Below are 20,108 nucleotides of genomic sequence, written 5' to 3'. Positions count from 1 at the left end.
CCCTCCAGCATGGAGGTTGAATCAGAAATCGCTCCCGGTGGGAATCCCGATTCCAGTCAAAAACAACATGCTCTAGCGCTCGGGACGCAGCACCGCTGGCGAGAGCCCCGCAGCGCCACCCCATCCGAAGGCCGACGCTCAGTGACCGGTCTGCTTGCGGTGGCCGTTGTCGCTGAGGCGGTCGACCCAGGCGATGCCGATCGCGGAGATGATGAAGGTCAGGTGGATCAAGACCTGCCACATCACGCCGCTCTCGGTGAAATTGCTGCGCGTGGTGCCGAGATTACCAGCCTCGATGAAGGTCCGGAGCAGCGAGATCGAGGAGATGCCGATGATTGCCATCGCCAGCTTGATCTTGAGCACGCTGGCGTTGACGTGGCTGAGCCATTCCGGCTCGTCGGGATGGCCGCTCAGGTTGAGCCGGGAGACGAACGTCTCGTAGCCGCCGACGATCACCATCACCAGCAGATTCGAGATCATGACGACGTCGATCAGTCCCAGCACGACCAGCATGATCTGCTGCTCGCTGGCGTCGAAGGAATGCACGACCAGGTGCCAGAGCTCTTTCAGGAACAACAGCACGTAGACGCCCTGTGCGATGATCAGGCCGACATACAGCGGCACCTGCAGCCAGCGCGAGCCGAAGATCAGCTGCGCGAACGGGCCGATTTCCGGCCGCGGCGACGGCGCAGCCGTAGGTGCTGTGGATTCAGACGTCATTGATCACTCCGGAATGCAGGCAGGACGCGTCCGCTTAGAGACTCGCGATCACGGGCGCAAGCTCGAGCGAGCCGCGATAGATCATCTCGAAGGCGACGTAAACGATGATGGCGAGACCGACATAGGCGATCCAGCGCTGCTTCTGCAGCACCCGGCCGAGCAGGTCGGCGGCAACGCCCATCATCGCCACCGACAACAGCAGGCCGAAGGCCAGGATGTAAGGATGCTCGCGCGCGGCGCCCGCGACCGCGAGCACGTTGTCGAGCGACATCGAGACGTCGGCGGCAACGATCTGCACCGCCGCCTGGCCAAAAGTCTTCTGCGCCGGCGCAGCACTCGCGCCGCCATGGCTGAACGCGAGCTGGCTCGAATGCGCGGAATGCTCGCGCAGTTCGCGCCACATCTTCCAGCACACCCAGAGCAGCAGCACGCCGCCGGCGAGCAGAAGGCCGATCACCTGCAACAGCTGGGTCGCGACGCCGGCAAACACGATACGCAGCAGGGTTGCGGCGGCAATGCCGACGATGATGGCACGCCGGCGCTGCGCGGCCGGAAGGCCGGCCGCGGCAAGGCCGATGACCACGGCGTTGTCGCCGGCTAGCACGAGATCGATCAGGACGACCTGAAGCAGTGCAGCCAGCGCATCAGCGGTGATGAATTCAGTCATGGTTGATCATTTTTCGGTGTGGACGGATCGAGCCAATGCGGCTTTCGCCGCTCGATCCAGTCGAAGACCTTTGAACGGGAGGAGCGCAGCGTCGGCACGTCCTCGGCGAGCAGCGCAAGACCAAGCGGCAGCATCCAGACGCCGAGCACCGGCAGGAAGGAGAGCACGCCGCCCACGACGAGCAACGCGCCCGAGGGAATCCGCACCCACCGGCTGGAGGGCTTGAGCAGATATGTGACGGTGTCGCCCATGCGCGGCGGCAGGCGATGGACGAGCTTGTCGAGGCGCGGATCGCCGCCGGCCATTTGGCCAGCGGCGCCCTCGATCCCGGTCGTGTGCTCATCCGATGCTGTGCTCATGCTCACTCCTTTGGGGCGGTGCTTACCGCACCCGGCCCGACCTGCTTCGCGCGCGGCAGCACCAGCGTCAAAAGCCGCAGCAACTTGATCGCCTGCACCTCATGCGGATGCACGTCCTCGTCCGCGGCCGCGACGCGCTCTGACAGCTCCATCAGATGCGATGACAGCGGCATGTTTGAAACCGGCCGCAGCGTGTCGATCACCACATTGGCAAAGTCCGGCTCTTCCAAACGTTCCGCGAGCTCGTCGAACATCGAAAGCAGCCGCTCGTCGCCGATATGCGGCGCCAATCCGCGATCCCTGATGAAACGGATCACCTCGTCGCGCTCGACCGGCGAGACGCGCCGGTCGGCTACGGCTACGAGCGCGCCGGCAATGACCAGCGCCACCGCGGCCTGCTCGTTCAGGCTGGACGGTTCGGTGATCTCGATCGTATCGGAGAATTTGGCGTCAGACATCGTTGCTCCTCGTTTTGCGCAAATGTCCGCGCGGAGCTGCGATGGGGACGACGGGTCGGAAGGAAGTCGAGAGGGCCCGACGGTCTGCCGATCCATCGCATTCGCGCGGGACAGGTCATCCGACATCGCGAGGTTTGCCGACATCTGTCGGCGTCCTCGCCAGAGGGGCCCGGATTCTTGTTCGCCTCAGAAATAAAGATGGGTCTGTCGGAATCAAGGCGATCTCACTGCGACCAGCCGCCGCATCGGTTCCGTGTTGCCATGTTTGGTTAAGCAGTTTCGCAGCTTCGTAGCCCGGATGAGCGCAGCGATATCCGGGACAGTGATCCCGCATGTCGCTTCGCTCACGCAGGCTACGGGAGATCCCGATACCTGTTTCAACGCCGTCATTGCGAGCGCAGCGAAGCAATCCAGAATCCCTCCGCAGAAAAACTCTGGATTGCTTCGCTGCGCTCGCAATGACGGAGTATGGGCGACATCGTAGCCGTGTCACGATGGATCGCTACGCTCTCCCGAGCGAGCGCTCCTGCGCCGCCATAGCGCCCACGCAAGCTTCGGCAGCGAAAAGGTCGTCCTGAGTTCGATGATCGCGGAGAATCGCATGCATAGCATCACGTCCTGCACCGGCTGCGGCCATGCGCTTGTCCCGATGTTGACGGCCAAGGGCCGCGCGGAATTGAGCTGCCTCTGGTGCGAAGGCATCGACGCGCGCGCGGTGGACATGGCGAAGTGGGCGGACAGCCCGTCCGGCAAGCCCGAGCGGACCGTCCGTCAGTCGTTCGAATTGAGCCGCCCCGGACGCTGAGCCACCGGCATTTGCCTGTCCTCGCGGCCTGCACGACTGCATGGCCTTTGCAGGAGATGGCGACAAATTAGACAAATGTGTGCCTCGATCGGACTTGCGGTTTTGCGAACAGGGCCCGGCAGGCTGCTGAACCGCCCTATCTAACCTCAGGCGCAACCTCGATTTTTCTCTCGCCGCGTGAAGCCGGAGAGCCCACGCGCTGCGCCACACGCCGACTGGCCCAAAATTCGCAAGACATCGTCACGCCGGATTCCCTGCCTCCCACCACAGGAGCAGCAAGATGCGTGCGCCCAGCTCCGGGATGACGGCCTCACATCGGAGAATGCCATGAACGTGCATGCTGCGGGCGATCTCAAATTCACCGGCCTCACCCGCCCGGATGGCTCACCCCTCCGCCTCAACGATCAGGACTTCGTCGCGATCGATCGCGACAAGAACGCGAAGTTCGAGGCGACCTACCGGCCGCAGGCGCTCTACAACCGCGCCAACGAAGGCTTCCACGCCAACAACGAGACCTTCCTGCTGCACGAGGTCGCGACCAACCTGCCGATCTACCGTCCCGACACCGGCCCGACCGATTTCCATCTGCATCTGCCGCCGGGCGGCTTTCAGCTCGTGCTGGTCACTTCGGGCGCGTTCACCTTCGACTATGACGGGCGCTGGTACAATGTTGGCCCCGGCGCGGTGATGCTGCAAAGCGCGATCGTGCACCGCCAGCTGTTCTACACCTGGTCGGGACTGTCGACAGAAGAGAACCTGAAGACGCCGCAAACGGTGGTGCCCGATCCGATCTCGATGGGCTATTCCGGCAAATTCCTCGAAGCCTTCATCACCGATCCCACGACCTTTCCGAACCCGACCATCGTCGGCCCGGATCAGATCAATGAGGACGAAACGCCGCGCGTGGCCTGGAGCCATCCGCTGCATGATCGTCCGGCCGATGCCGGCTTCTGGCTGCAGGATCCCCTGGCGCTCGACGCGCTGTTCAAGCCGCTCACCGATGGTCCTGTCAAATCGGCCGTGCCGGTTTACGTGCGCGATATCGGCATCGAGATTCCCAGCGGGCATCTCGTCACCGGCCACATCATCGCGACCGACCCGCGGGGCCACGCACTCTTGCCGAAGAGCACGTCTGCCGCAGCGGACGCGACCTGTTTCGCCAAGGGCGAGGTCGTGATCTATCGCGTCATTCGCGGCACGGCCGAATTCAAGAAGAAGGCCGGCGAGAGCTTCGAGCTTTCCGCCGGCGACGTGGTGACGGCGGGCAAGGAGTCCATCAGCCTCATCGGCGTCGGCGAGAACACCCAGGTCCTCCGCCTCGGCCTGCTCAAGGGCATGAATGAGCTTCGCAGCTGGACCCCGACGCAGCGCGACGAGATCGACGGCCTCGCCGGCCAGATCATCACCCACAAGGACATCCGTCCCCTCCGCACCGAAGGCAAGCCGGTCGGATATTTGTACGGGTAAGTCTTCGCTTGCGGCCATCCTTCGAGACGCCCGCCTCCGGCGGGCCCTCAGGATGAGGTCGGTTCTGCGGCGAGAATTTAGACCCTCATGGTGAGGAGCCCGCCAAAGCGGGCGTCTCGAACCATGCAGGCCGAGCTCGTCCGGCAGCCTCTCGCTATTGGGCGACAGCCCCTACTCCGCCGCCTGACGCACATGGCGTGCGGTCGGCGTACGCATCGTGACGAGCTCTTCGGCTGCGGTCGGATGCAGCGCGATGGTCGCGTCGAAATCCGCCTTGGTCGCCTTCATCTTCACCGCGATCGCCACCGCTTGCGTGATCTCGGCGGCGCAATCGCCGACGATGTGGCAGCCGAGCACGCGGTCGGTCGCGCCGTCGACGACGAGCTTCATCAGCACGCGGGTGTCGCGGCCGGACATGGTCGCCTTGATGGGGCGGAACGTCGTCTTGTAGATGTCGACGTGGCTGAATTGCGCGCGCGCCTCGGTCTCGGTGAGGCCGACGGTGCCGACCTCCGGCTGCGAGAACACGGCCGTCGGGATGTTGGCGTGATCCACCTGCACCTCGCGCTTGCCGAACACGGTGTCGGCGAAGGCATGGCCCTCGCGGATCGCGACCGGCGTCAGGTTGAAGCGGTGGGTGACGTCGCCGATGGCATAGATGCTGTCGACCGAGCTCTTGGAGAAATGATCGACCGCGATGCCGCCATTCTTCGGATTGATGGCGACGCCGGCGTTCTCCAGGCCGAGATTGGCGACGTTGGGATGGCGGCCGATCGCGAACATCACCTGGTCCGAGGCGATGCTCGAGCCGTTCGACAGATGCGTGGTGAACTCGTCGCCGTGGCGGTCGACCTTGGTCACCGTGCAGCCGGTGAGAATGGTGATGCCCTGCTTCTCCATCTCGGCGCGAACATGGGCCCGAACATCCTCGTCGAAACCGCGAAGAATGTTGTCGCCGCGATAGATCACGGTGACGTCGGAGCCGTAGCCGGCAAAGATGCCGGCGAATTCCAGCGCGATGTAGCCGCCGCCCTGAATCACGATCCGCTTCGGCAGCTTCTTGAGATGAAACGCCTCGTTGGACGAGATCACGTGCTCGATGCCGGGGATCGCCGCGCCGTGGTTGGGCGCGCCGCCGGTGGCGATCAGGATGTACTTCGCCCTGATCTTCTTGTCGTTCTCGAGCAGGCGGATGGTGTGCTTGTCCTCGATCACCGCACGGCTCTTGACGATCTGCGCGCCCGACTTCTCGACATTCGTCGTGTAGGCCGCCTCCAGCCGCGCGATCTCCTTGTCCTTGTTGGCGATCAGCGTCGCCCAGTCGAAGCTCATGGACGGGATGGTCCAGCCGAAACCGGCGGCGTCCTCGATCTCGTGACGGACATGCGAGCCGATCACGAACAGCTTCTTGGGCACGCAGCCGCGGATCACGCAGGTGCCGCCCATGCGGTACTCTTCCGCGATCATCACGCGGGCGCCGTGACCGGCCGCGATGCGGGCGCCACGCACGCCGCCCGAGCCGCCACCGATGACGAAGAGGTCGACGTCGAATTCAGCCATTGTCCACTCCGACCTCTAGAGCATGATCCGGAAAAGTGCGTAGCGGTTTTCCGGAAAGATCATGCTCAAATATGAACCTGAAGCGCGATGACGCGCTTCAGGTGACCTAGCTCTGATCAGATAGGTACTGTCAGATTTCCTTGCCACGCTTGCGCATCTCGGCGCGGAAGGCACCCATCACGGTCTCGGAGAAGTTCTGGGCCCAGGAGTTCATGAAGGCCATGCTGAGGCCGATGGCGCGCGGCTCGGCGTCGATCAGCTTCTTGCCCAGCGGCGACCTGTAGAAGGTGACGAGGTCCTTGAGCTCCTGCTCGGTGAACTCGCTGGCATAGATCTGCGCCATGCCTTCGCCGATCTCGTTCTGGCGGCCGGCGAGCTGCTGGGCCACGATCGGCGCGACCTCGTTGAGGTCCTTCTGGTAGTTGAGGTTCTGCTGCGTCAGCGCGATCTTGGTCTTCTCGACGAGGCCCGGCACGGCGCCCTGATACATCGCCGTGGCGTTCTTGATCTGCAGAATTTCCCTGGCCGCCGCGATCGCCGCCGGCGAGGCCTTGGGCTGAGCAGGTGCAGCGGCCGCCTTGGGCTGGGCCGGGGCCGGCTGCTGCGCCATCGCCGGGACCGCCGAGACGGCCAGGCCAGCAGCAAGGGTCGCGGCCGGCAACAATTTCAAAACGCTCTTCATTCCTAGTCTCCTTAGGGCTTTCGCCGTTCAATCACGCGGATTCCCTCGCCGCCCGCCAGAACGGCCGAGCTGGCCAAGCCGATGAACAATCCATGCTCGACAACGCCGGGAATCGCGCTCAACGCCTTGGCGAGGCTGGCAGGATCCGCAATGCGTCCGAGCTGGGCATCGACGATCCAGTGGCCGCCGTCGGTGACGAAAACGTGGCCGTCCTTGGCCTTGCGGACCGCCATTTGCCCGGAAACGCCGCAGTCCGCAAATGCCTTCTCGATCGCGCGGCGCGTCGCGCCAAGCCCGAACGGGATGACCTCAACCGGGAGCGGAAACTTGCCGAGCGTCGGCACCCATTTGCTGTCGTCGGCAATCACGATCATGCGATCCGAGGCGGCCGCGACGATCTTCTCGCGCAGCAGCGCACCGCCACCGCCCTTGATCAAATTGAGCTCGGGATCGATCTCGTCCGCGCCGTCGACGGTAATGTCGAGATGGTCGATCTCATCCAGCGTGGTCAGCTTCACGCCGCAACGCTCCGCGTCAGCGCGCGTCGCCTCGGAGGTCGGCACGCCGATCACCTTGAGCCCGGCAGCCACCCGCTCGCCGAGCAGCTCGACGAAGTGCTTCGCGGTCGAGCCGGTGCCAAGCCCGAGCTGCATGCCGTCACGCACCTCCTCCAGCGCACGCGCCGCCGCCTGCCGCTTCAACTGGTCCATGTTCAATCTTGCGCCCGCCTCTGGCTTGAGAGTGCCGCCGGTATTAGCTGCTTGCGGCGGCCTATGTAGCCTCGTTTTCCTCGCGGGAACAGGCCTGTGGGCCGATCTTATAAGGTGAACTTATGGCTTCTGCCCTTGCGCCGATCCGGCCGGCCCGATAGCGCTTGGCCCATGACCTCGCCCTCCACGACCTCCCCCTACACCCTCGTCTTCGATCTCGACGGCACGCTTGTGGATACAGCGCCGGACCTGATCACCGCGCTGAACTACGTGCTCGACCGCGAAGGCCTGCCGCCCGTGCCGATGGCCTCGGCCCGCAACATGATCGGCGCCGGCGCCCGCAAGCTGATCGAGCGGGGGCTGGAGGCCGAGGGCCGCACCGTCACCCCAAGGGACATGGACCGGATGACGGCGGATTTCATCACCTATTACGCCGATCATATTGCGGTCGAATCCCGGCCGTTCGAGGGGCTCGAGGCCGCGCTCGACCAGTTTGCGGCGCAAGGCCATCGCCTCGCGGTCTGCACCAACAAGCTGGAATGGCTGTCCAAGCGCCTCTTGGACCAGCTCGACCTCAGCCGCCGCTTCGCGGCGATCTGCGGCGCGGACACTTTTGGGGTCCAGAAGCCGGATCCGACCATTTTCCGGGAGACGGTGGCCCGGGCCGGCGGGGATGTGAAGGCCAGCATCATGGTCGGCGACGCCGGAACCGACGTCGGGGTCGCCCGGCGGGCCGGGGTTCCCGTGATCGGGGTCAGCTTCGGCTACACCGACGTGCCGATTGCCGAGCTGAAGCCGGACCGGCTGATCCATCACATGCGCGATCTGCCGGCGGCCGCCAGCAGCCTGATGATGGCCTAGGATTCGGCAAGGCCCTGATATCCCACCAAAAAACCGAAGATACTCCGCGTTAACCAACTATTAACTATGCGCGGCGCGCCGGTTGCCTGCCCTCAGCGACGCCCCTAAGGTCCGCCCGGGGATGTGGCGGTTCGTCGCAGTTAAAGTGGGTGGTTCATGCGTCGTGTGATCGCGATTGCGCTAGCGGGGGCGAGCCTTGGCGGCTGTTCCTCGATGTCTTCAATGTCTTGGGACACGTTCAAATCGGCACCGCCGACCGTCCAGGTCCGGCTCGAATCCAATCCCCCCGGCGCTGACGCCTCGACCTCGCTCGGTCCGGGCTGCAAGACCCCCTGCTCGGTCTCGGTTCCCGCGCCCGACGCGCCGTTCACAGTCGCCTACGCGCTGCCCAAGTACCAGCCCGCGAGCGTACCGGTGAACGTGATCAAGAATCCCGGCGATTTCACCACGCCCGCCTCCGTCACCACCGACCCCAATCCGGTGTTTGCGGAACTCCAGCCGGCCGCCCCGCCGAAACCCGTCCGCAAGCCGCACCGGCCGAAGAAGCCGAAGCCGGCCACGACCGCTGCGGCGCCCGCCGAGGCTGCGCCCGTAGCCGGCTCGCCGTTCCCCGATCCGAACGCGGGCAAGCGCTGATCCAGGCGCTGAGTTACGTATACCAGCCGATTGTGCTAGCCGCGTCCGATGCTTAGATTGCTTCCAAAGCACCGCCGAAGCAAAGGTGCGCCGTCGCCGTAAGTGACAAGGCATTTGGTATGAACGGATCTTCTGCGAATCCCCGCGCTGCGCTGTCGAGCGCGATGACCGATCCGTTCGGGCGGACCATCACCTATTTGCGCGTTTCCGTCACCGACCGCTGCGACCTGCGCTGCTTCTACTGCATGTCGGAAGACATGACATTCCTGCCCAAGGCGGACCTGCTGACGCTGGAGGAACTCGACCGGCTCTGCTCGGCCTTCATCGCCAAGGGCGTGAAGAAGCTGCGCCTCACCGGCGGCGAGCCGCTGGTCCGCCGCAACGTGATGTCGCTGGTGCACTCGCTGTCGCGACATCTCAAGAGCGGCGCCCTGAACGAGCTGACGCTGACCACCAACGGCACCCAGCTGGCAAAGCATGCGAAGGAGCTTGCCGATTGCGGCGTCCGCCGCATCAATGTCTCGCTCGACACGCTTGATCCCAAAAAGTTTCGCGAGATCACCCGCTGGGGCGAGATCGATAAGGTCTTGGAAGGCATCGAGGCTGCACGCGCCGCAGGGCTAGCCGTGAAGATCAATGCGGTCGCACTGAAGAACCTCAACGAGGATGAGCTGCCTTCGCTGATGCGCTGGGCCCACGGCAAGGGCATGGGCCTGACGCTGATCGAGGTCATGCCGATGGGCGAGATCGGCGCGGGCCGTATCGACCAGTATCTGCCGCTGTCGCTGGTGCGCGCGCGCCTCGCCCAGCAATTCACCATGACGGATCTTGCCGAGAGCACCGGCGGGCCGGCGCGCTATGTCAGCGTCGCCGAGACCGGCGGCAAGCTCGGCTTCATCACGCCGATGACCCATAATTTCTGCGAATCCTGCAACCGGGTGCGCATCACCTGCACGGGGACGCTGCACACCTGCCTCGGCCACGAGGACGCCTCGGACCTGCGCAAGCCTCTGCGTGCATCTGATGACGATGAGCTGCTTGCGGATGCGATCGACCGCGCCATCGGGCTGAAGCCCAAGGGCCACGACTTCATCATCGACCGCCGCCACGACCGGCCCAGCGTCTCCAGGCACATGAGCGTCACCGGCGGCTGAAGCATGATCCGGCCCCAGAGGCGTGCCTCACAAGGCATAACGCCGGTAGAGCACGACGATGACAGCGAGCACCGTCCCGGCATAAATGACCTGCGCTACGTGATCCAGAACAACAGCGGCGCGCTTTCGGCCGGTGCCCCGAAGTTTTTCATGTTTGTAGCCCGCCAATATCGTCATCAGGCATAGTACGAAGAAAATGTAGAACATCTCTTCGACCACCACCGTGTATCCGACATCGCCGATCTGGCTGCTCACCGCTACGAGCAGCACCGCGCTCGCCAGGATCGAGGTCACCGGGATCGTCACGCGTTCACGAAACATGGTTTCGGGAAAGAACAGCGTCGCGAATACGACGAGCACGAGCAGGAACATCGGCAGCAGGTTCTTCAGCATGTAGATGGAGGAGCTGCGGCGCAGCACGATGGTCGCATCGAATCCTGCGAATTCCGTCATTGCCTGGGCATCAAACAAAGACGCCTTGCCGAGCGTCGATCCGCTGGACATGGATTCGACGAAATAGTTCAGTCCGAGAAATCGCCAGAGCGGAAGTCCGGAATAGGCCCCGTCCTCGGCCCGCGAGCTTCCGTCGTCGGCAAGCCGCAGGCCGAACCGATCGATGACATAGGTGATGAGCTCCCGCCGCTGTTCCGTGTTCTGGAAATGCAGACGCAATTCCTGCGTGTCGAACGGATAATCATGGAGATCGAAACGGGTCTTGAAATCGCCGTTGATGCGATAGAGCCGATAGCTCAGGCCGTCTTCCTGTCCAGCCTGAATCGGCCGAGCTGCATCGAACGCCCCGCGATCCAGCAAGGCCGGGAATTCGACGTGCGTCTGCGCCTCATCGTCGCCAGCGAACCGCATCCAGAGATAGAAGTCGACGTTGAACGAATTTTGCCTCACGTCGATCCGACTGACGCGAATGATGTCGATGCCGGTATAAACGACGCGTTGAATCCAATAGCGCCGTCCCTCGAACGCGATGACATGGCCCTTCTCCCGTTCGGCGTCGAGATCGATTCCATCCGGCTGATCGATGCGCACGAGTTGCAGCGGCGCCGTGACGAACCGACCGTAACGGAAGAAACCCATTCGGATCGGGCGCGGAATGTCGCGGTTCGCGTTGAAATAGAGCCGCCCCGTCAGCCCGACGACCGCCGATTTCGGACTGTTGATCGCGGCCAGTGCGAGGCGCACCCGGTCGCGATCCGCAACCTTGCTGTCGGATGGTTTCTGAATCCCCTGCCCCATGAACCGGCGATGTACGGCAGCTCGTCTCAGCGCGTCGATCATCAGGCGCGCGGCGTCATACGAGCCACCGCCCACCCAGCTTGGGGAGGTTCCCGCTCTCGCTTTGTAGTCGGCGGCGAAAGCCTGTGCCGCCACGCCGGCGCTGTCGAAAATCAGCGACGATGCCGCATACAGATTCTCACTGAAGAAACCCGGACGCGTTTGTTCCTCGGGCTCGTTGACGAAATTTCTCAAATAGCTTTCGCGGCCCGCGCCCTGGGTTGTGATGATCGTCCCCTTGATGCCGCGGCGGCGCAGCGCCTTGACGATGTCTGCGATATAGTCGGCTGCCGCGCCGACGACGATGACACCGGGACCGGGCTCCTGCGCGGCAGCGTCCAGCGCCTCATCCATCGATCGGATCCGACCGGCTGCGACGTCCAGTCCGAAGACATGCAACTGCTCCGCCGGATAGGCCGCCGCAAATCCACGCTCAAAACTCTTGCCGTAGGAATCGCGCGTGTGAACAAGACGGACTCTTGGCTCCTTCATCACGGCGCGCAGATGTTCCGCGATCGAGCGCGCCTGTGCGGAGACCGGCGACAGCGCACGAAAATAGTAATCATTGGTGGATGTCAGATCGTCGGCAGCCGCGCTTCCCGTGAGCGCCGGAATCCGCGCATCCTTATATACCGGCGCTGCCGCGAGCGATGCGGAGCTGAGATAATGGCCGAGCACAGCGACGCATGGGCTGTCGGCGATCGCCCGCGCATTCGCGCGCGCCACGGCTGGATCGCTCGCGTCGTCGAACAGAACGAGTTCAATCGGCCGTCCGTTGACGCCGCCCTTGGCGTTCACTTCGTCGATTGCAAGCTGCATCGCGATCAGACTTTCCGTCCCAGCCGGGGCGGATGGGCCAGAGAGCGAATTGGCGAACGCGATGCGAATAGGCTCCGGGCGGGTCCAGAGGATGGCGGCCCAGGCGACGCCGAGCACCAGGGCGACGCCCGCAACAACGGCAAGCCACATGATAAGCCGCGGCTTCATCGTCGATCCTCGCATCGGTCGGCATAAGCCGAGATTCTCCAGATCGAGGCCTCAGTCAGGTGGAGATTGCCGCCGCTGAGAGCGTTTTTCAAGCCTGCCCGATCGCCCCCGAAAAGATCTACGACCGCTCAAACAATAGCCTAAAGCCTTACTCCCGAATCCCCGGCGCGTAGCCGAAGCCCACAGCCGGCTCGGCCGCGGTCTCGACCCAGACGCTCTTGACCTGGGTGTACTCGAACAGCGTCTCGACACCGCTCGAACGGCCGTAGCCGCTCATGCCGAAGCCGCCGAAGGGCGATGCGACGCTGATCGTCTTGTAGGAATTGATCCAGAACGTCCCGGCCCTGACTTGCGCGGCGACCCGGTGTGCACGCGCGACATCGCTCGTCCAGACCGCACCGGCAAGACCGAAATCGCTGTCGTTGGCGAGCGCGATCGCCTCCTCCTCGGAATCGAACGGGATCGCGGCGACGACAGGTCCGAATATCTCGTCGCGGGCCACCGCCATGCTGTTGCTGACGTCGCGCAGCACGGTCGGCGCGACGAAGAAGCCGCCCTTGCCCGTGCTGCCGTCGCTGCCGGTCGCAAGCTTCGCTCCTTCCGCGAGGCCCTGCTTCACCATGCTGAGCACGCGGGCGTATTGCCGGGCATTGTTGATCGGTCCGACCTCGGTCTCCGCCGCATCGGGCGCGCCGACCCTCAGCTTCGCAGCACCATCGGCGACCATCCTGACGAATCGGTCGTAGACGGAGCGCTCGACCAGCAGCCGCGAGCCTGCGACGCAGCTCTGTCCGGCGCCTGCGAAGATGGCCGATTGCGCGCCGATCGCCGCGCGTGCGAGGTCGGCGTCGGCGAACACGATATTGGCGGATTTTCCACCGAGCTCGAGAACGCATGGCAGCAGGCGCTTGGCGGCGGCTTCCGCGATCAGCCTGCCGGTCGGCACTGACCCCACGAACACCACTTTCTTCACCGCCGGTTGGCCGAGCGCGGCCTGCCCGGTCGTGTGGCCGTAGCCCGCGAGCACGTTGACGAGACCGACCGGCAAGCCGGCTTGTTCGGCAAGAAGCGCCAGCGCCATCGAGGTGAGCGGCGTCAGCTCCGACGGCTTCAGCAGCACGCCATTGCCCATCGCGATGGCGGGTGCGACCTGCCAGCCGCAGGTGAAGATCGGCGCATTCCAGGGCGTGATCTGGAGCACGACACCGACGGCTTCGCGCCGCGTGTAGTTGAGATGGCTCGACGGCACCGGGATCACGTCGCCGTGGAATTTGTCGGCCCAGCCCGCATAATACTCGAACATCTCGGCGACCTTGGCGACCTCGACGCGCGCGTCGCGGATCGGCTTGCCGGCCGAGAGTGATTCCAGGCGCGCAAGCTCCTCGGCCTTGCCCTGAATGGCCCGCGCAATCGCCTGCATGACGCGGCCGCGGGCCGCGCCGGTGAGCCGCGACCAGCCGGCTTGCGCTGTGCTGGCCGCTGCAGCCGCCTCGGCAACGACCGCCTCGCCGGCATCGCGATAGGCATAGAGCGGCGCGCCGGTTGCCGGATCATCGACCGTGATGATCTCGCCGGTGCCAGGAACGGCACGGCCCGCAATGTGAGAACCAATCGCCGTGCAATCCGGCCAGAACGGCGCGAGCGCATCGCGCAGCCGCGTTTCGATGAAGGAGGTCATGGTGTCACTCACATCTTGCCGAGCTGAGTCTCGACGATCCTGTTGAAGTCTTCGCCGTCGCCGATCGAGGCGGCGCTTTCCGACCAGATCCGTGCGGCTTCCTCGGCGATCGGCAGGTCAAGCGCGAGTTCGCCGATGAGCTGGCTCGCCAGGCGCACATCCTTGCGCATCAGCTTCATGGTGAAACCGGAATCGAACGCGCCGTTCAGCACCCAGGTCGGCAGATTGACCTGCGTGACGCCGGACCGGCCGGAGCCGGCATTGAGGCCCTCAAGCAGCCCGGCCGGGTCGACCTCGGCCGCGCGCGCGATCCGCATCGCTTCAGCGGCGGTGAGCAGATGCGCCGCGCACAGCAGATTGTTGATGATCTTGCAGACATGCCCGGCGCCGACCGATCCGACATGGACGCGCTTCGCGCTCATGTCGGCAAGAACAGGCTCGACCGCGGCCACATCGGCGTCCGCACCACCGATCACCATGGTCATGGTGGCGGTGATGGCGCCCTTCGGGCCGCCGCTGACCGGCGCGTCGATCATGGACATGCCGTGCGCGGCGAGCGCTGCGGCAAGGCGGCGGGTCGTCTCGGGATGGGACGTCGAGGTATCAACCACGCGCAGGCCGGGCCGTGCATGGGCGATGATTCCGCCCTCGCCGGCCACCACGGCATCGACGATCTCGGCGGTCGGCAGCGAGAGGATGAGCAGATCGGCGCGGGCGCAAAGCGGCCCGACGCTTTCGAAGATGGGGATACCCTCGGATGCGAGCGTGCTGCGCGCCTTCTCCGAGGCGTCGGTCCCGAGCACCTCATGCCCGGCCCGCAGCAGCGAGAGCGCCATGCCGCGCCCCATATTCCCGAGCCCAACGACGCCGACGACCGCCATGTCCTGTCCCTCACCCTGCGAGTGCCGGCAAACCATAGGGATCCGGGGCCGGACTGGGCATCAGCGGCGCGGTTGCCTAATGTTGCCTCATGGGCAACACTTAGGGATGAGTAATGCACTCGACGAGAACCGGCTGCGCTATCTGTTCGAGGCCGCGCGCTACGGCGCCGTGCGCGCCGCGGCCGACGCGCTGGGGGTGAACCCGTCGGTGGTCAGCCGGCAGATCGCCCTGCTGGAACGGGAGCTCGATGCCGCCCTGCTCGATCGCCATAGCCGCGGCGTGCGACCGACCGAGGCGGGCGAGCTCCTGATCGCGCATTATCGCCGCCACACCGTGGACCGCGACGACACCCTCGCCCGCTTGCGGGAACTCCAGGGGCTGCACCGCGGCCACATCGACCTCGTGCTGGGCGAGGGCTTTGTCGCCGATCTCATGGGCGGCGCGCTCGGCGAGTTCTGGCGGCGGCATCCGCGGCTGACCATCTCGCTGGAACTCGCCGGCACCAGCGAGGTCATTCGCGCCATTGCCGACGACCGCTGCCATATCGGGCTAGTCTATCATCCGCCCCAGGATCCGCGAATCCGCTCCTGCGCCGCCATCCGGCAGCCGATCTGCCTGATCGCACGCCCCGACCATCCGCTTGCGAAGCTCCGCCGCCCGGTCAAGCTCCGGGAGATTGCCAAGCACTCGCTCGGGATCATGCATGCGGGTTACGGCACGCGTCAGTTGCTCGCGATGGCCGAAACGTCGGAGAAAATAGGTCTCTCGCCGAAGCTGACCACGACCTCGATCAGCATCTTGAGAGATTTCGTCCGCGCCGACCTTGGCGTAACCCTGCTCCCGGCGTTTTCGGTGGCCGCGGACCTCGAGGACGGATCGCTGGTCGCCGTCCCCGTCGACAATGTGCTGCTCTCCTCGGCAGAAGCCCACATCATCACCCGGTTGGGCCGCGAACTGCCGGACGCGGCCAGCCAATTGCTCAGATTCCTGATCGGCCGGATGAAGGCCTTCCAGGCCGGCCGCCGCTAACCTAAGCTTTTGACCACGCGTCAATTTGTCCATTTTCCGATTGACGGCAGGTGAAGCCGCTGGTTTGGTGCGACCGCCTTTGCTTGCCCGGCAGCAATAAGCCGGCCCGCCCGTTGGCGGTCGCGGTCAAGACGGCAAGGCACGAGGGGAGGACTGACGCCGCAACGCTTTCGGAAAATGAGCCGTGCGGTCGCGTGCTTTTCGCATGCGGGCGTAGCGATGCGTGCTGATGCTGCTCCCGTGAAGTTAGACCGCGACGGAGAAGAAATAAGATGCGTCCATTGCTGGCGGTGAGCAACGCCATCGACCTTCTCAATGAGAAGATCGGCTACGTCTGTAACCTCCTGGTGCTTCTGTCCTGCCTGGTCAGTGCGGCCAACGCCATGATCCGCTACGCCTTCAGCTACTCCTCCAACGGCTGGCTGGAGATGCAATGGTACATGTTCGCGATCCTGGTGATGTTCGGCGCCTCCTACACCTTCAAGCGCAACGAGCACGTCCGGGTCGAGATCTTCTATCTGCTGCTGTCCGAGCGCGGCCAGCTCCTGCTCGACCTGATCGGCACGCTGTTCTTCCTGATTCCCGCCTGCCTCCTGCTCGCCTATCTGTCCTGGCCGTTCTTCATGCAGGCCTATGAGGTCGGCGAAATGTCCGGCAATGCCGGCGGCCTGATCCGCTGGCCGATCAAGTTCGTAATTCCCGCCGGCTTCGTCCTGCTGGCGCTCCAGGGTGTTTCCGAAGTCATCAAGCGTATCGCGGCTCTCCAGGGCTATGTGACGATCGACGCCAAGTACGAGAGGCCGACCCAATGATTACGCTGGAAATGATGCCGCCGCTGATGTTCGGCGGCCTGGTTCTGGCGATGCTGATCGGCTTCCCGGTTGCGTTCACGCTTGCCGCGGTCGGCCTGTCCTTCGGCTTCCTCGCCATCCATCTCGGCTTCTTCGACCTCAACTTCCTCCAGGCGATTCCCGGCCGCGTGTTCGGCAGCGTGCTCTCCAACGAGCTGCTGCTTGCGATCCCGTTCTTCACCTTCATGGGCTCGGTATTGGAGCGATGCGGGCTCGCCGAAGACATGCTGGATTCGATGGGCCAGCTGTTCGGCCCGGTTCGCGGCGGCCTCGGCTATTCCGTGATCATCGTCGGCTTCATCCTCGGCGCCATCACCGGCACGGTGGCGGCGCAGGTGATCGCCATGGCGCTGATCTCGATGCCGGTGATGATCCGCTACGGCTACAACATGCGCTACATCACCGGCGTGCTGGCTGCCTCCGGCACCATCACGCAGCTGGTGCCGCCCTCGCTGGTGCTGATCGTGCTCGCCGACCAGCTCGGCAAGTCGGTCGGCGACATGTATCTCGGCGCCTGGGGTCCCTCGGTGTTCCAGATCATGCTGTTCGCCGGCTATACCTTCATCCTCGGCCTGATCAAGCCGGGCCACGTGCCGCCGGTGCCGCTGGAAGCGCGCACGCTGACCGGCTGGGCGCTGTGGAAGAAATGCCTGATGGGCATCATCCCCTCCGCCGTGCTGATCTTCGTCGTGCTCGGCACCATGATGATGGGCCTCGCGACGCCGACGGAAGCCGGCGCGATGGGCGCGGTCGGCGCCATCGTGCTCGCCGCGATCCACCACAAGGACTTCACCTCGAACGATCGCAAGGTGCTGGCCGCAGGCGTGATCGCTGCCGGCATCGGCACCATCGTCGCGATCCTGTACAGCGAGAATCTGATCTTCAAGCTCGCCTTCGCGGTGACCTATCTGGCAGTGGCGTGGATCTGCTTCCAGGCCGCGCGCATTCCCGACCTGCGCGACCTCATCAAGCAGGGCTACGAGTCCACCATGCGCCTCACCTGCATGGTCACCTTCATCCTGATCGGCTCGACCTGCTTCTCGGTGGTGTTCCTCGGCGTCTCCGGCGGCGTCTGGCTCGAGCATCTCCTGACCTCGCTGCCCGGCGGCGTCTGGGGCTTCCTGATCTTCATCAACCTCTTCATCTTCTTCCTGGCGTTCTTCCTCGACTTCTTCGAGATCGCCTTCATCATCCTGCCGATGATCGCGCCGATCGCGCAGAAGATCCTCGCCCCCGTGGTGGGACCGGACGCGGCGCTGATCTGGTTCGGCGTGATGCTGTGCGTGAACATGCAGACCTCGTTCCTGCATCCCCCGTTCGGCTTCGCGCTGTTCTACCTGCGCGGCGTCGCGCCGAAGGAAGTAAAGAGCTCCGACATCTATTGGGGCGCGATGCCCTGGATCGGCCTGCAGATGATCATGGTGCTGCTGGTGATCATCTTCCCGTCCGTGGTGACCGGCCTGCTCGACAAGCCGCTCAACGTCGATCTGGACAAGGTCAAGATCGAGGTCCCGCAGATCGAGCTGCCGCCGCTGGATCTCGGCCCGCCGCAGAAGTAAGTGCGCCCTTCCTTCTCCCCTTGTGGGAGAAGGTGGCGCGAAGCGCCGGATGAGGGGTCTCTCTCCGCGAGTCCGATTGTCATTCGAACTCGCGGAGAGATACCCCTCACCCGTCTCGCCGCTAACGCGGCGAGCCACCCTTTCCCGCAGGGGGAGAGGGTTCAGCAGCGAGCGTGACAAGCGCCGCGAACACAGGCATACCGGCTCCTTCCTCAACCGATGGACCGCCGCGCATGCCCCGATCGCACCCTGTTCCCTCGCTCGTCGCTCCGTTGATCGCCTCGCTGTGGCTGGCATGTGCCGCCCCCGTCGCGCACGCCGAGCCGGTGGCCGACGTCCACGCGCTGGCACAGAAGGAGCAGCAGCCGCTGCTCGACACGCTGCGCGATCTCGTCAGCATCGAATCCGGCAGCAAGGACATCGACGGCCTGAACCAGATCGCCGGGCGGGTGGCCGACCAGCTCAGGCAGCTCGGCGGCACTGTGGAGATCCTGCAGCCCACAGACATCTATCGCCTCGACGACACGCCCGAGAAGATCGGTCCGGCCGTGCACGCCGTGTTCAAGGGCACCGGCAGCAGGAAGATCATGCTGATCGCCCACATGGACACGGTGTACCTGAAGGGCATGCTGAAAGACCAGCCGTTCCGCATCGACGGTGACAAGGCCTATGGCCTCGGCATTGCCGACGACAAGCAGGGCGTCGCGCTCATTCTCCACACCGTGGCGATGCTGCAGAAACTGAACTTCAGGGAATACGGCACGCTCACGGTGCTCACCAACGGCGACGAGGAGATCTCCTCGCCCGGCTGGCGCAGCACCATCACAAAATTCGCCTCGGATCAGGACGTGGTATTCTCGTTCGAAGGCGGCGGCACCGACGGCACGCTGCGGCTCGCCACCAGCGGCATCGGCTCGGCCTATCTCTCGGTGATCGGCAAGTCGTCGCATGCCGGCGCAAGGCCCGAGGGCGGCATCAACGCACTCTACGAGCTCTCGCACCAGGTGCTTCAGATGAAGGACCTGTCCAAGCCCGAGCAGGGCCTGAAGCTGAACTGGACCGTCTCCAAGGCCGGCACCAACCGCAACGTGATCCCGGCCGAAGCTACGGCCCAGGCCGATGCGCGCGCGCTCAAGGTCTCGGATTTCGACGAGCTGGAGAAAGCGCTGCAGGACAAGATCAAGAACCGCCTGCTGCCCGATTCCAAGGTCGAGCTGAAATTCGAGGTGCGCCGTCCGCCGTTGGAGGCCAACGACGCCTCGCGCCGCGTGGCGGCCTACGGCAAGACGATCTATCAGGAGCTCGGAATGGCTCTCAAGGTCGACGAGAAGGCAACCGGCGGCGGCACCGACGCCGCCTTTGCCGCGCTCAAGACCAAGGGCGCGGTGGTCGAAGGCATGGGCCTCTCCGGCTTCGGCGCGCATTCCAACGATGCCGAATATGTGAAGCTCGACAGCATCGTGCCGCGTCTTTATCTCGCCACGCGCATGATCATGGATCTGTCCACCGGCAAGGTGAAATAGGGACGGCGTTCTTCCTTCTCCCCCTGTGGGAGAAGGTGGCGCGAAGCGCCGGATGAGGGGTTGTTTCAGCGCACTCAAATGAAAGTGGGACTCGCGGTGACAACCCCTCACCCGTCTCGCCGCTATCGCGGCGAGCCACCCTCTCCCACAAGGGCAGGGGTGTCCGGGGAAGTTATGCATAGCAGAACTCGATCTGGCCCGGAACACGGCTGGTTTTTGGTTTGGTCGGA

General features: G+C 64.4%; 19 protein-coding genes. 9 read left to right on the top strand and 10 right to left on the bottom strand.

Going from position 1 to position 20,108, the window contains the following annotated elements:
* Positions 1-138 precede the first annotated feature (138 nt).
* The 4 genes from JQ592_RS37730 to JQ592_RS37715 are packed head-to-tail and all read right to left on the bottom strand — an operon-like array spanning position 139 to position 2,204.
* Entirely contained in the window at positions 139-720 is a 582-nt protein-coding gene (locus JQ592_RS37730) for a TIGR00645 family protein (RefSeq protein ID WP_211407771.1), read from the bottom strand.
* A 34-nt stretch (positions 721-754) separates the two neighbouring features.
* Positions 755-1,387 carry a YjbE family putative metal transport protein gene (locus JQ592_RS37725; RefSeq protein WP_211407770.1) on the bottom strand — a complete coding sequence of 211 codons (633 nt, stop codon included), beginning with the start codon at positions 1,385-1,387 and terminating at the stop codon, positions 755-757.
* Entirely contained in the window at positions 1,384-1,746 is a 363-nt protein-coding gene (locus JQ592_RS37720; protein ID WP_211407769.1) for a hypothetical protein, read from the bottom strand. Before JQ592_RS37720 ends, JQ592_RS37725 begins: the two co-directional genes overlap by 4 nt.
* Positions 1,747-1,748: 2 nt before the next feature.
* Entirely contained in the window at positions 1,749-2,204 is a 456-nt protein-coding gene (locus tag JQ592_RS37715; protein WP_211407772.1) for a TerB family tellurite resistance protein, read from the bottom strand.
* A 601-nt stretch (positions 2,205-2,805) separates the two neighbouring features.
* Here JQ592_RS37715 and JQ592_RS37710 point away from each other — a divergent pair.
* Together JQ592_RS37710 and JQ592_RS37705 are read left to right on the top strand one after the other, a co-directional pair.
* On the top strand, positions 2,806-3,009 hold the full coding sequence (locus tag JQ592_RS37710; protein WP_211407768.1) for a hypothetical protein: 204 nt from the start codon (positions 2,806-2,808) through the stop codon (positions 3,007-3,009).
* A 327-nt stretch (positions 3,010-3,336) separates the two neighbouring features.
* On the top strand, positions 3,337-4,476 hold the full coding sequence (locus tag JQ592_RS37705) for a hypothetical protein (RefSeq protein WP_211407767.1): 1,140 nt from the start codon (positions 3,337-3,339) through the stop codon (positions 4,474-4,476).
* Positions 4,477-4,647: 171 nt separating this feature from the next.
* Here JQ592_RS37705 and gor read toward each other — a convergent pair whose 3' ends face one another.
* From gor to rpiA, 3 genes are all read right to left on the bottom strand, one after another.
* Positions 4,648-6,036, bottom strand: coding sequence for a glutathione-disulfide reductase (gene gor, locus JQ592_RS37700; protein WP_211407766.1), 1,389 nt, complete (start codon positions 6,034-6,036; stop codon positions 4,648-4,650).
* 130 nt (positions 6,037-6,166) lie between these two features.
* The gene (locus JQ592_RS37695; protein ID WP_211407765.1) at positions 6,167-6,718 is read right to left on the bottom strand and encodes a DUF2059 domain-containing protein; all 552 of its coding nucleotides are present in this window, start codon (positions 6,716-6,718) and stop codon (positions 6,167-6,169) included.
* An 11-nt stretch (positions 6,719-6,729) separates the two neighbouring features.
* Entirely contained in the window at positions 6,730-7,434 is a 705-nt protein-coding gene (gene rpiA, locus JQ592_RS37690) for a ribose-5-phosphate isomerase RpiA (RefSeq protein ID WP_183243240.1), read from the bottom strand.
* A gap of 165 nt (positions 7,435-7,599) precedes the next feature.
* Between rpiA and JQ592_RS37685 the strand changes: the two genes are divergently transcribed.
* From JQ592_RS37685 to moaA, 3 genes are all read left to right on the top strand, one after another.
* Positions 7,600-8,289: an HAD family hydrolase gene (locus JQ592_RS37685; RefSeq protein ID WP_211407764.1), complete on the top strand. Its 690-nt coding sequence runs from the start codon at positions 7,600-7,602 to the stop codon at positions 8,287-8,289.
* 156 nt (positions 8,290-8,445) lie between these two features.
* Positions 8,446-8,925: a hypothetical protein gene (locus JQ592_RS37680; protein WP_211407763.1), complete on the top strand. Its 480-nt coding sequence runs from the start codon at positions 8,446-8,448 to the stop codon at positions 8,923-8,925.
* Positions 8,926-9,044: 119 nt separating this feature from the next.
* Positions 9,045-10,079: a GTP 3',8-cyclase MoaA gene (gene moaA, locus JQ592_RS37675; RefSeq protein WP_211407762.1), complete on the top strand. Its 1,035-nt coding sequence runs from the start codon at positions 9,045-9,047 to the stop codon at positions 10,077-10,079.
* A gap of 27 nt (positions 10,080-10,106) precedes the next feature.
* Here the strand turns inward: moaA and JQ592_RS37670 are convergent, their stop codons facing one another.
* From JQ592_RS37670 to JQ592_RS37660, 3 genes are all read right to left on the bottom strand, one after another.
* Positions 10,107-12,356: an ABC transporter substrate-binding protein gene (locus tag JQ592_RS37670; RefSeq protein WP_211407761.1), complete on the bottom strand. Its 2,250-nt coding sequence runs from the start codon at positions 12,354-12,356 to the stop codon at positions 10,107-10,109.
* A gap of 148 nt (positions 12,357-12,504) precedes the next feature.
* Positions 12,505-14,034: an aldehyde dehydrogenase family protein gene (locus JQ592_RS37665; RefSeq protein ID WP_211407760.1), complete on the bottom strand. Its 1,530-nt coding sequence runs from the start codon at positions 14,032-14,034 to the stop codon at positions 12,505-12,507.
* Positions 14,035-14,042: 8 nt separating this feature from the next.
* On the bottom strand, positions 14,043-14,915 hold the full coding sequence (locus JQ592_RS37660; protein WP_211407759.1) for an NAD(P)-dependent oxidoreductase: 873 nt from the start codon (positions 14,913-14,915) through the stop codon (positions 14,043-14,045).
* A 106-nt stretch (positions 14,916-15,021) separates the two neighbouring features.
* Here JQ592_RS37660 and JQ592_RS37655 point away from each other — a divergent pair, with 106 nt between their 5' ends.
* The 4 genes from JQ592_RS37655 to JQ592_RS37640 all read left to right on the top strand — a co-directional run bounded on the left by JQ592_RS37655 (position 15,022) and on the right by JQ592_RS37640 (position 19,878).
* Complete coding sequence (locus JQ592_RS37655; RefSeq protein WP_211407758.1) at positions 15,022-15,945, top strand: LysR family transcriptional regulator; 924 nt, start codon at positions 15,022-15,024, stop codon at positions 15,943-15,945.
* 272 nt (positions 15,946-16,217) lie between these two features.
* The gene (locus JQ592_RS37650; protein ID WP_183243252.1) at positions 16,218-16,757 is read left to right on the top strand and encodes a TRAP transporter small permease subunit; all 540 of its coding nucleotides are present in this window, start codon (positions 16,218-16,220) and stop codon (positions 16,755-16,757) included.
* The gene (locus JQ592_RS37645; protein WP_211407757.1) at positions 16,754-18,355 is read left to right on the top strand and encodes a TRAP transporter large permease; all 1,602 of its coding nucleotides are present in this window, start codon (positions 16,754-16,756) and stop codon (positions 18,353-18,355) included. Before JQ592_RS37650 ends, JQ592_RS37645 begins: the two co-directional genes overlap by 4 nt.
* A gap of 233 nt (positions 18,356-18,588) precedes the next feature.
* On the top strand, positions 18,589-19,878 hold the full coding sequence (locus tag JQ592_RS37640; RefSeq protein WP_211407756.1) for a M20/M25/M40 family metallo-hydrolase: 1,290 nt from the start codon (positions 18,589-18,591) through the stop codon (positions 19,876-19,878).
* Positions 19,879-20,108: the final 230 nt, after the last annotated feature.

This window comes from Bradyrhizobium iriomotense, assembly GCF_018129405.1.
GTDB lineage: Bacteria > Pseudomonadota > Alphaproteobacteria > Rhizobiales > Xanthobacteraceae > Bradyrhizobium > Bradyrhizobium iriomotense_B.
The sequence above is the reverse complement of the archived record's forward strand: the minus strand, read 5'-3'. Positions and strand labels throughout refer to the sequence as shown.

Excerpts from the sequence above, each read along its gene's own strand:
- JQ592_RS37705 (WP_211407767.1), top strand. The coding sequence starts at position 3,337 with ATGAACGTGCATGCTGCGGGCGATCTCAAATTCACCGGCCTCACCCGC.
- JQ592_RS37730 (WP_211407771.1), bottom strand. The coding sequence starts at position 720 with ATGACGTCTGAATCCACAGCACCTACGGCTGCGCCGTCGCCGCGGCCG.
- JQ592_RS37725 (WP_211407770.1), bottom strand. The coding sequence starts at position 1,387 with ATGACTGAATTCATCACCGCTGATGCGCTGGCTGCACTGCTTCAGGTC.
- JQ592_RS37665 (WP_211407760.1), bottom strand. The coding sequence starts at position 14,034 with ATGACCTCCTTCATCGAAACGCGGCTGCGCGATGCGCTCGCGCCGTTC.
- JQ592_RS37720 (WP_211407769.1), bottom strand. The coding sequence starts at position 1,746 with ATGAGCACAGCATCGGATGAGCACACGACCGGGATCGAGGGCGCCGCT.
- JQ592_RS37680 (WP_211407763.1), top strand. The coding sequence starts at position 8,446 with ATGCGTCGTGTGATCGCGATTGCGCTAGCGGGGGCGAGCCTTGGCGGC.
- JQ592_RS37645 (WP_211407757.1), top strand. The coding sequence starts at position 16,754 with ATGATTACGCTGGAAATGATGCCGCCGCTGATGTTCGGCGGCCTGGTT.
- moaA (WP_211407762.1), top strand. The coding sequence starts at position 9,045 with ATGAACGGATCTTCTGCGAATCCCCGCGCTGCGCTGTCGAGCGCGATG.
- JQ592_RS37650 (WP_183243252.1), top strand. The coding sequence starts at position 16,218 with ATGCGTCCATTGCTGGCGGTGAGCAACGCCATCGACCTTCTCAATGAG.
- JQ592_RS37715 (WP_211407772.1), bottom strand. The coding sequence starts at position 2,204 with ATGTCTGACGCCAAATTCTCCGATACGATCGAGATCACCGAACCGTCC.
- JQ592_RS37670 (WP_211407761.1), bottom strand. The coding sequence starts at position 12,356 with ATGAAGCCGCGGCTTATCATGTGGCTTGCCGTTGTTGCGGGCGTCGCC.
- JQ592_RS37695 (WP_211407765.1), bottom strand. The coding sequence starts at position 6,718 with ATGAAGAGCGTTTTGAAATTGTTGCCGGCCGCGACCCTTGCTGCTGGC.
- gor (WP_211407766.1), bottom strand. The coding sequence starts at position 6,036 with ATGGCTGAATTCGACGTCGACCTCTTCGTCATCGGTGGCGGCTCGGGC.
- JQ592_RS37660 (WP_211407759.1), bottom strand. The coding sequence starts at position 14,915 with ATGGCGGTCGTCGGCGTCGTTGGGCTCGGGAATATGGGGCGCGGCATG.
- JQ592_RS37685 (WP_211407764.1), top strand. The coding sequence starts at position 7,600 with ATGACCTCGCCCTCCACGACCTCCCCCTACACCCTCGTCTTCGATCTC.
- JQ592_RS37710 (WP_211407768.1), top strand. The coding sequence starts at position 2,806 with ATGCATAGCATCACGTCCTGCACCGGCTGCGGCCATGCGCTTGTCCCG.
- JQ592_RS37655 (WP_211407758.1), top strand. The coding sequence starts at position 15,022 with ATGAGTAATGCACTCGACGAGAACCGGCTGCGCTATCTGTTCGAGGCC.
- JQ592_RS37640 (WP_211407756.1), top strand. The coding sequence starts at position 18,589 with ATGCCCCGATCGCACCCTGTTCCCTCGCTCGTCGCTCCGTTGATCGCC.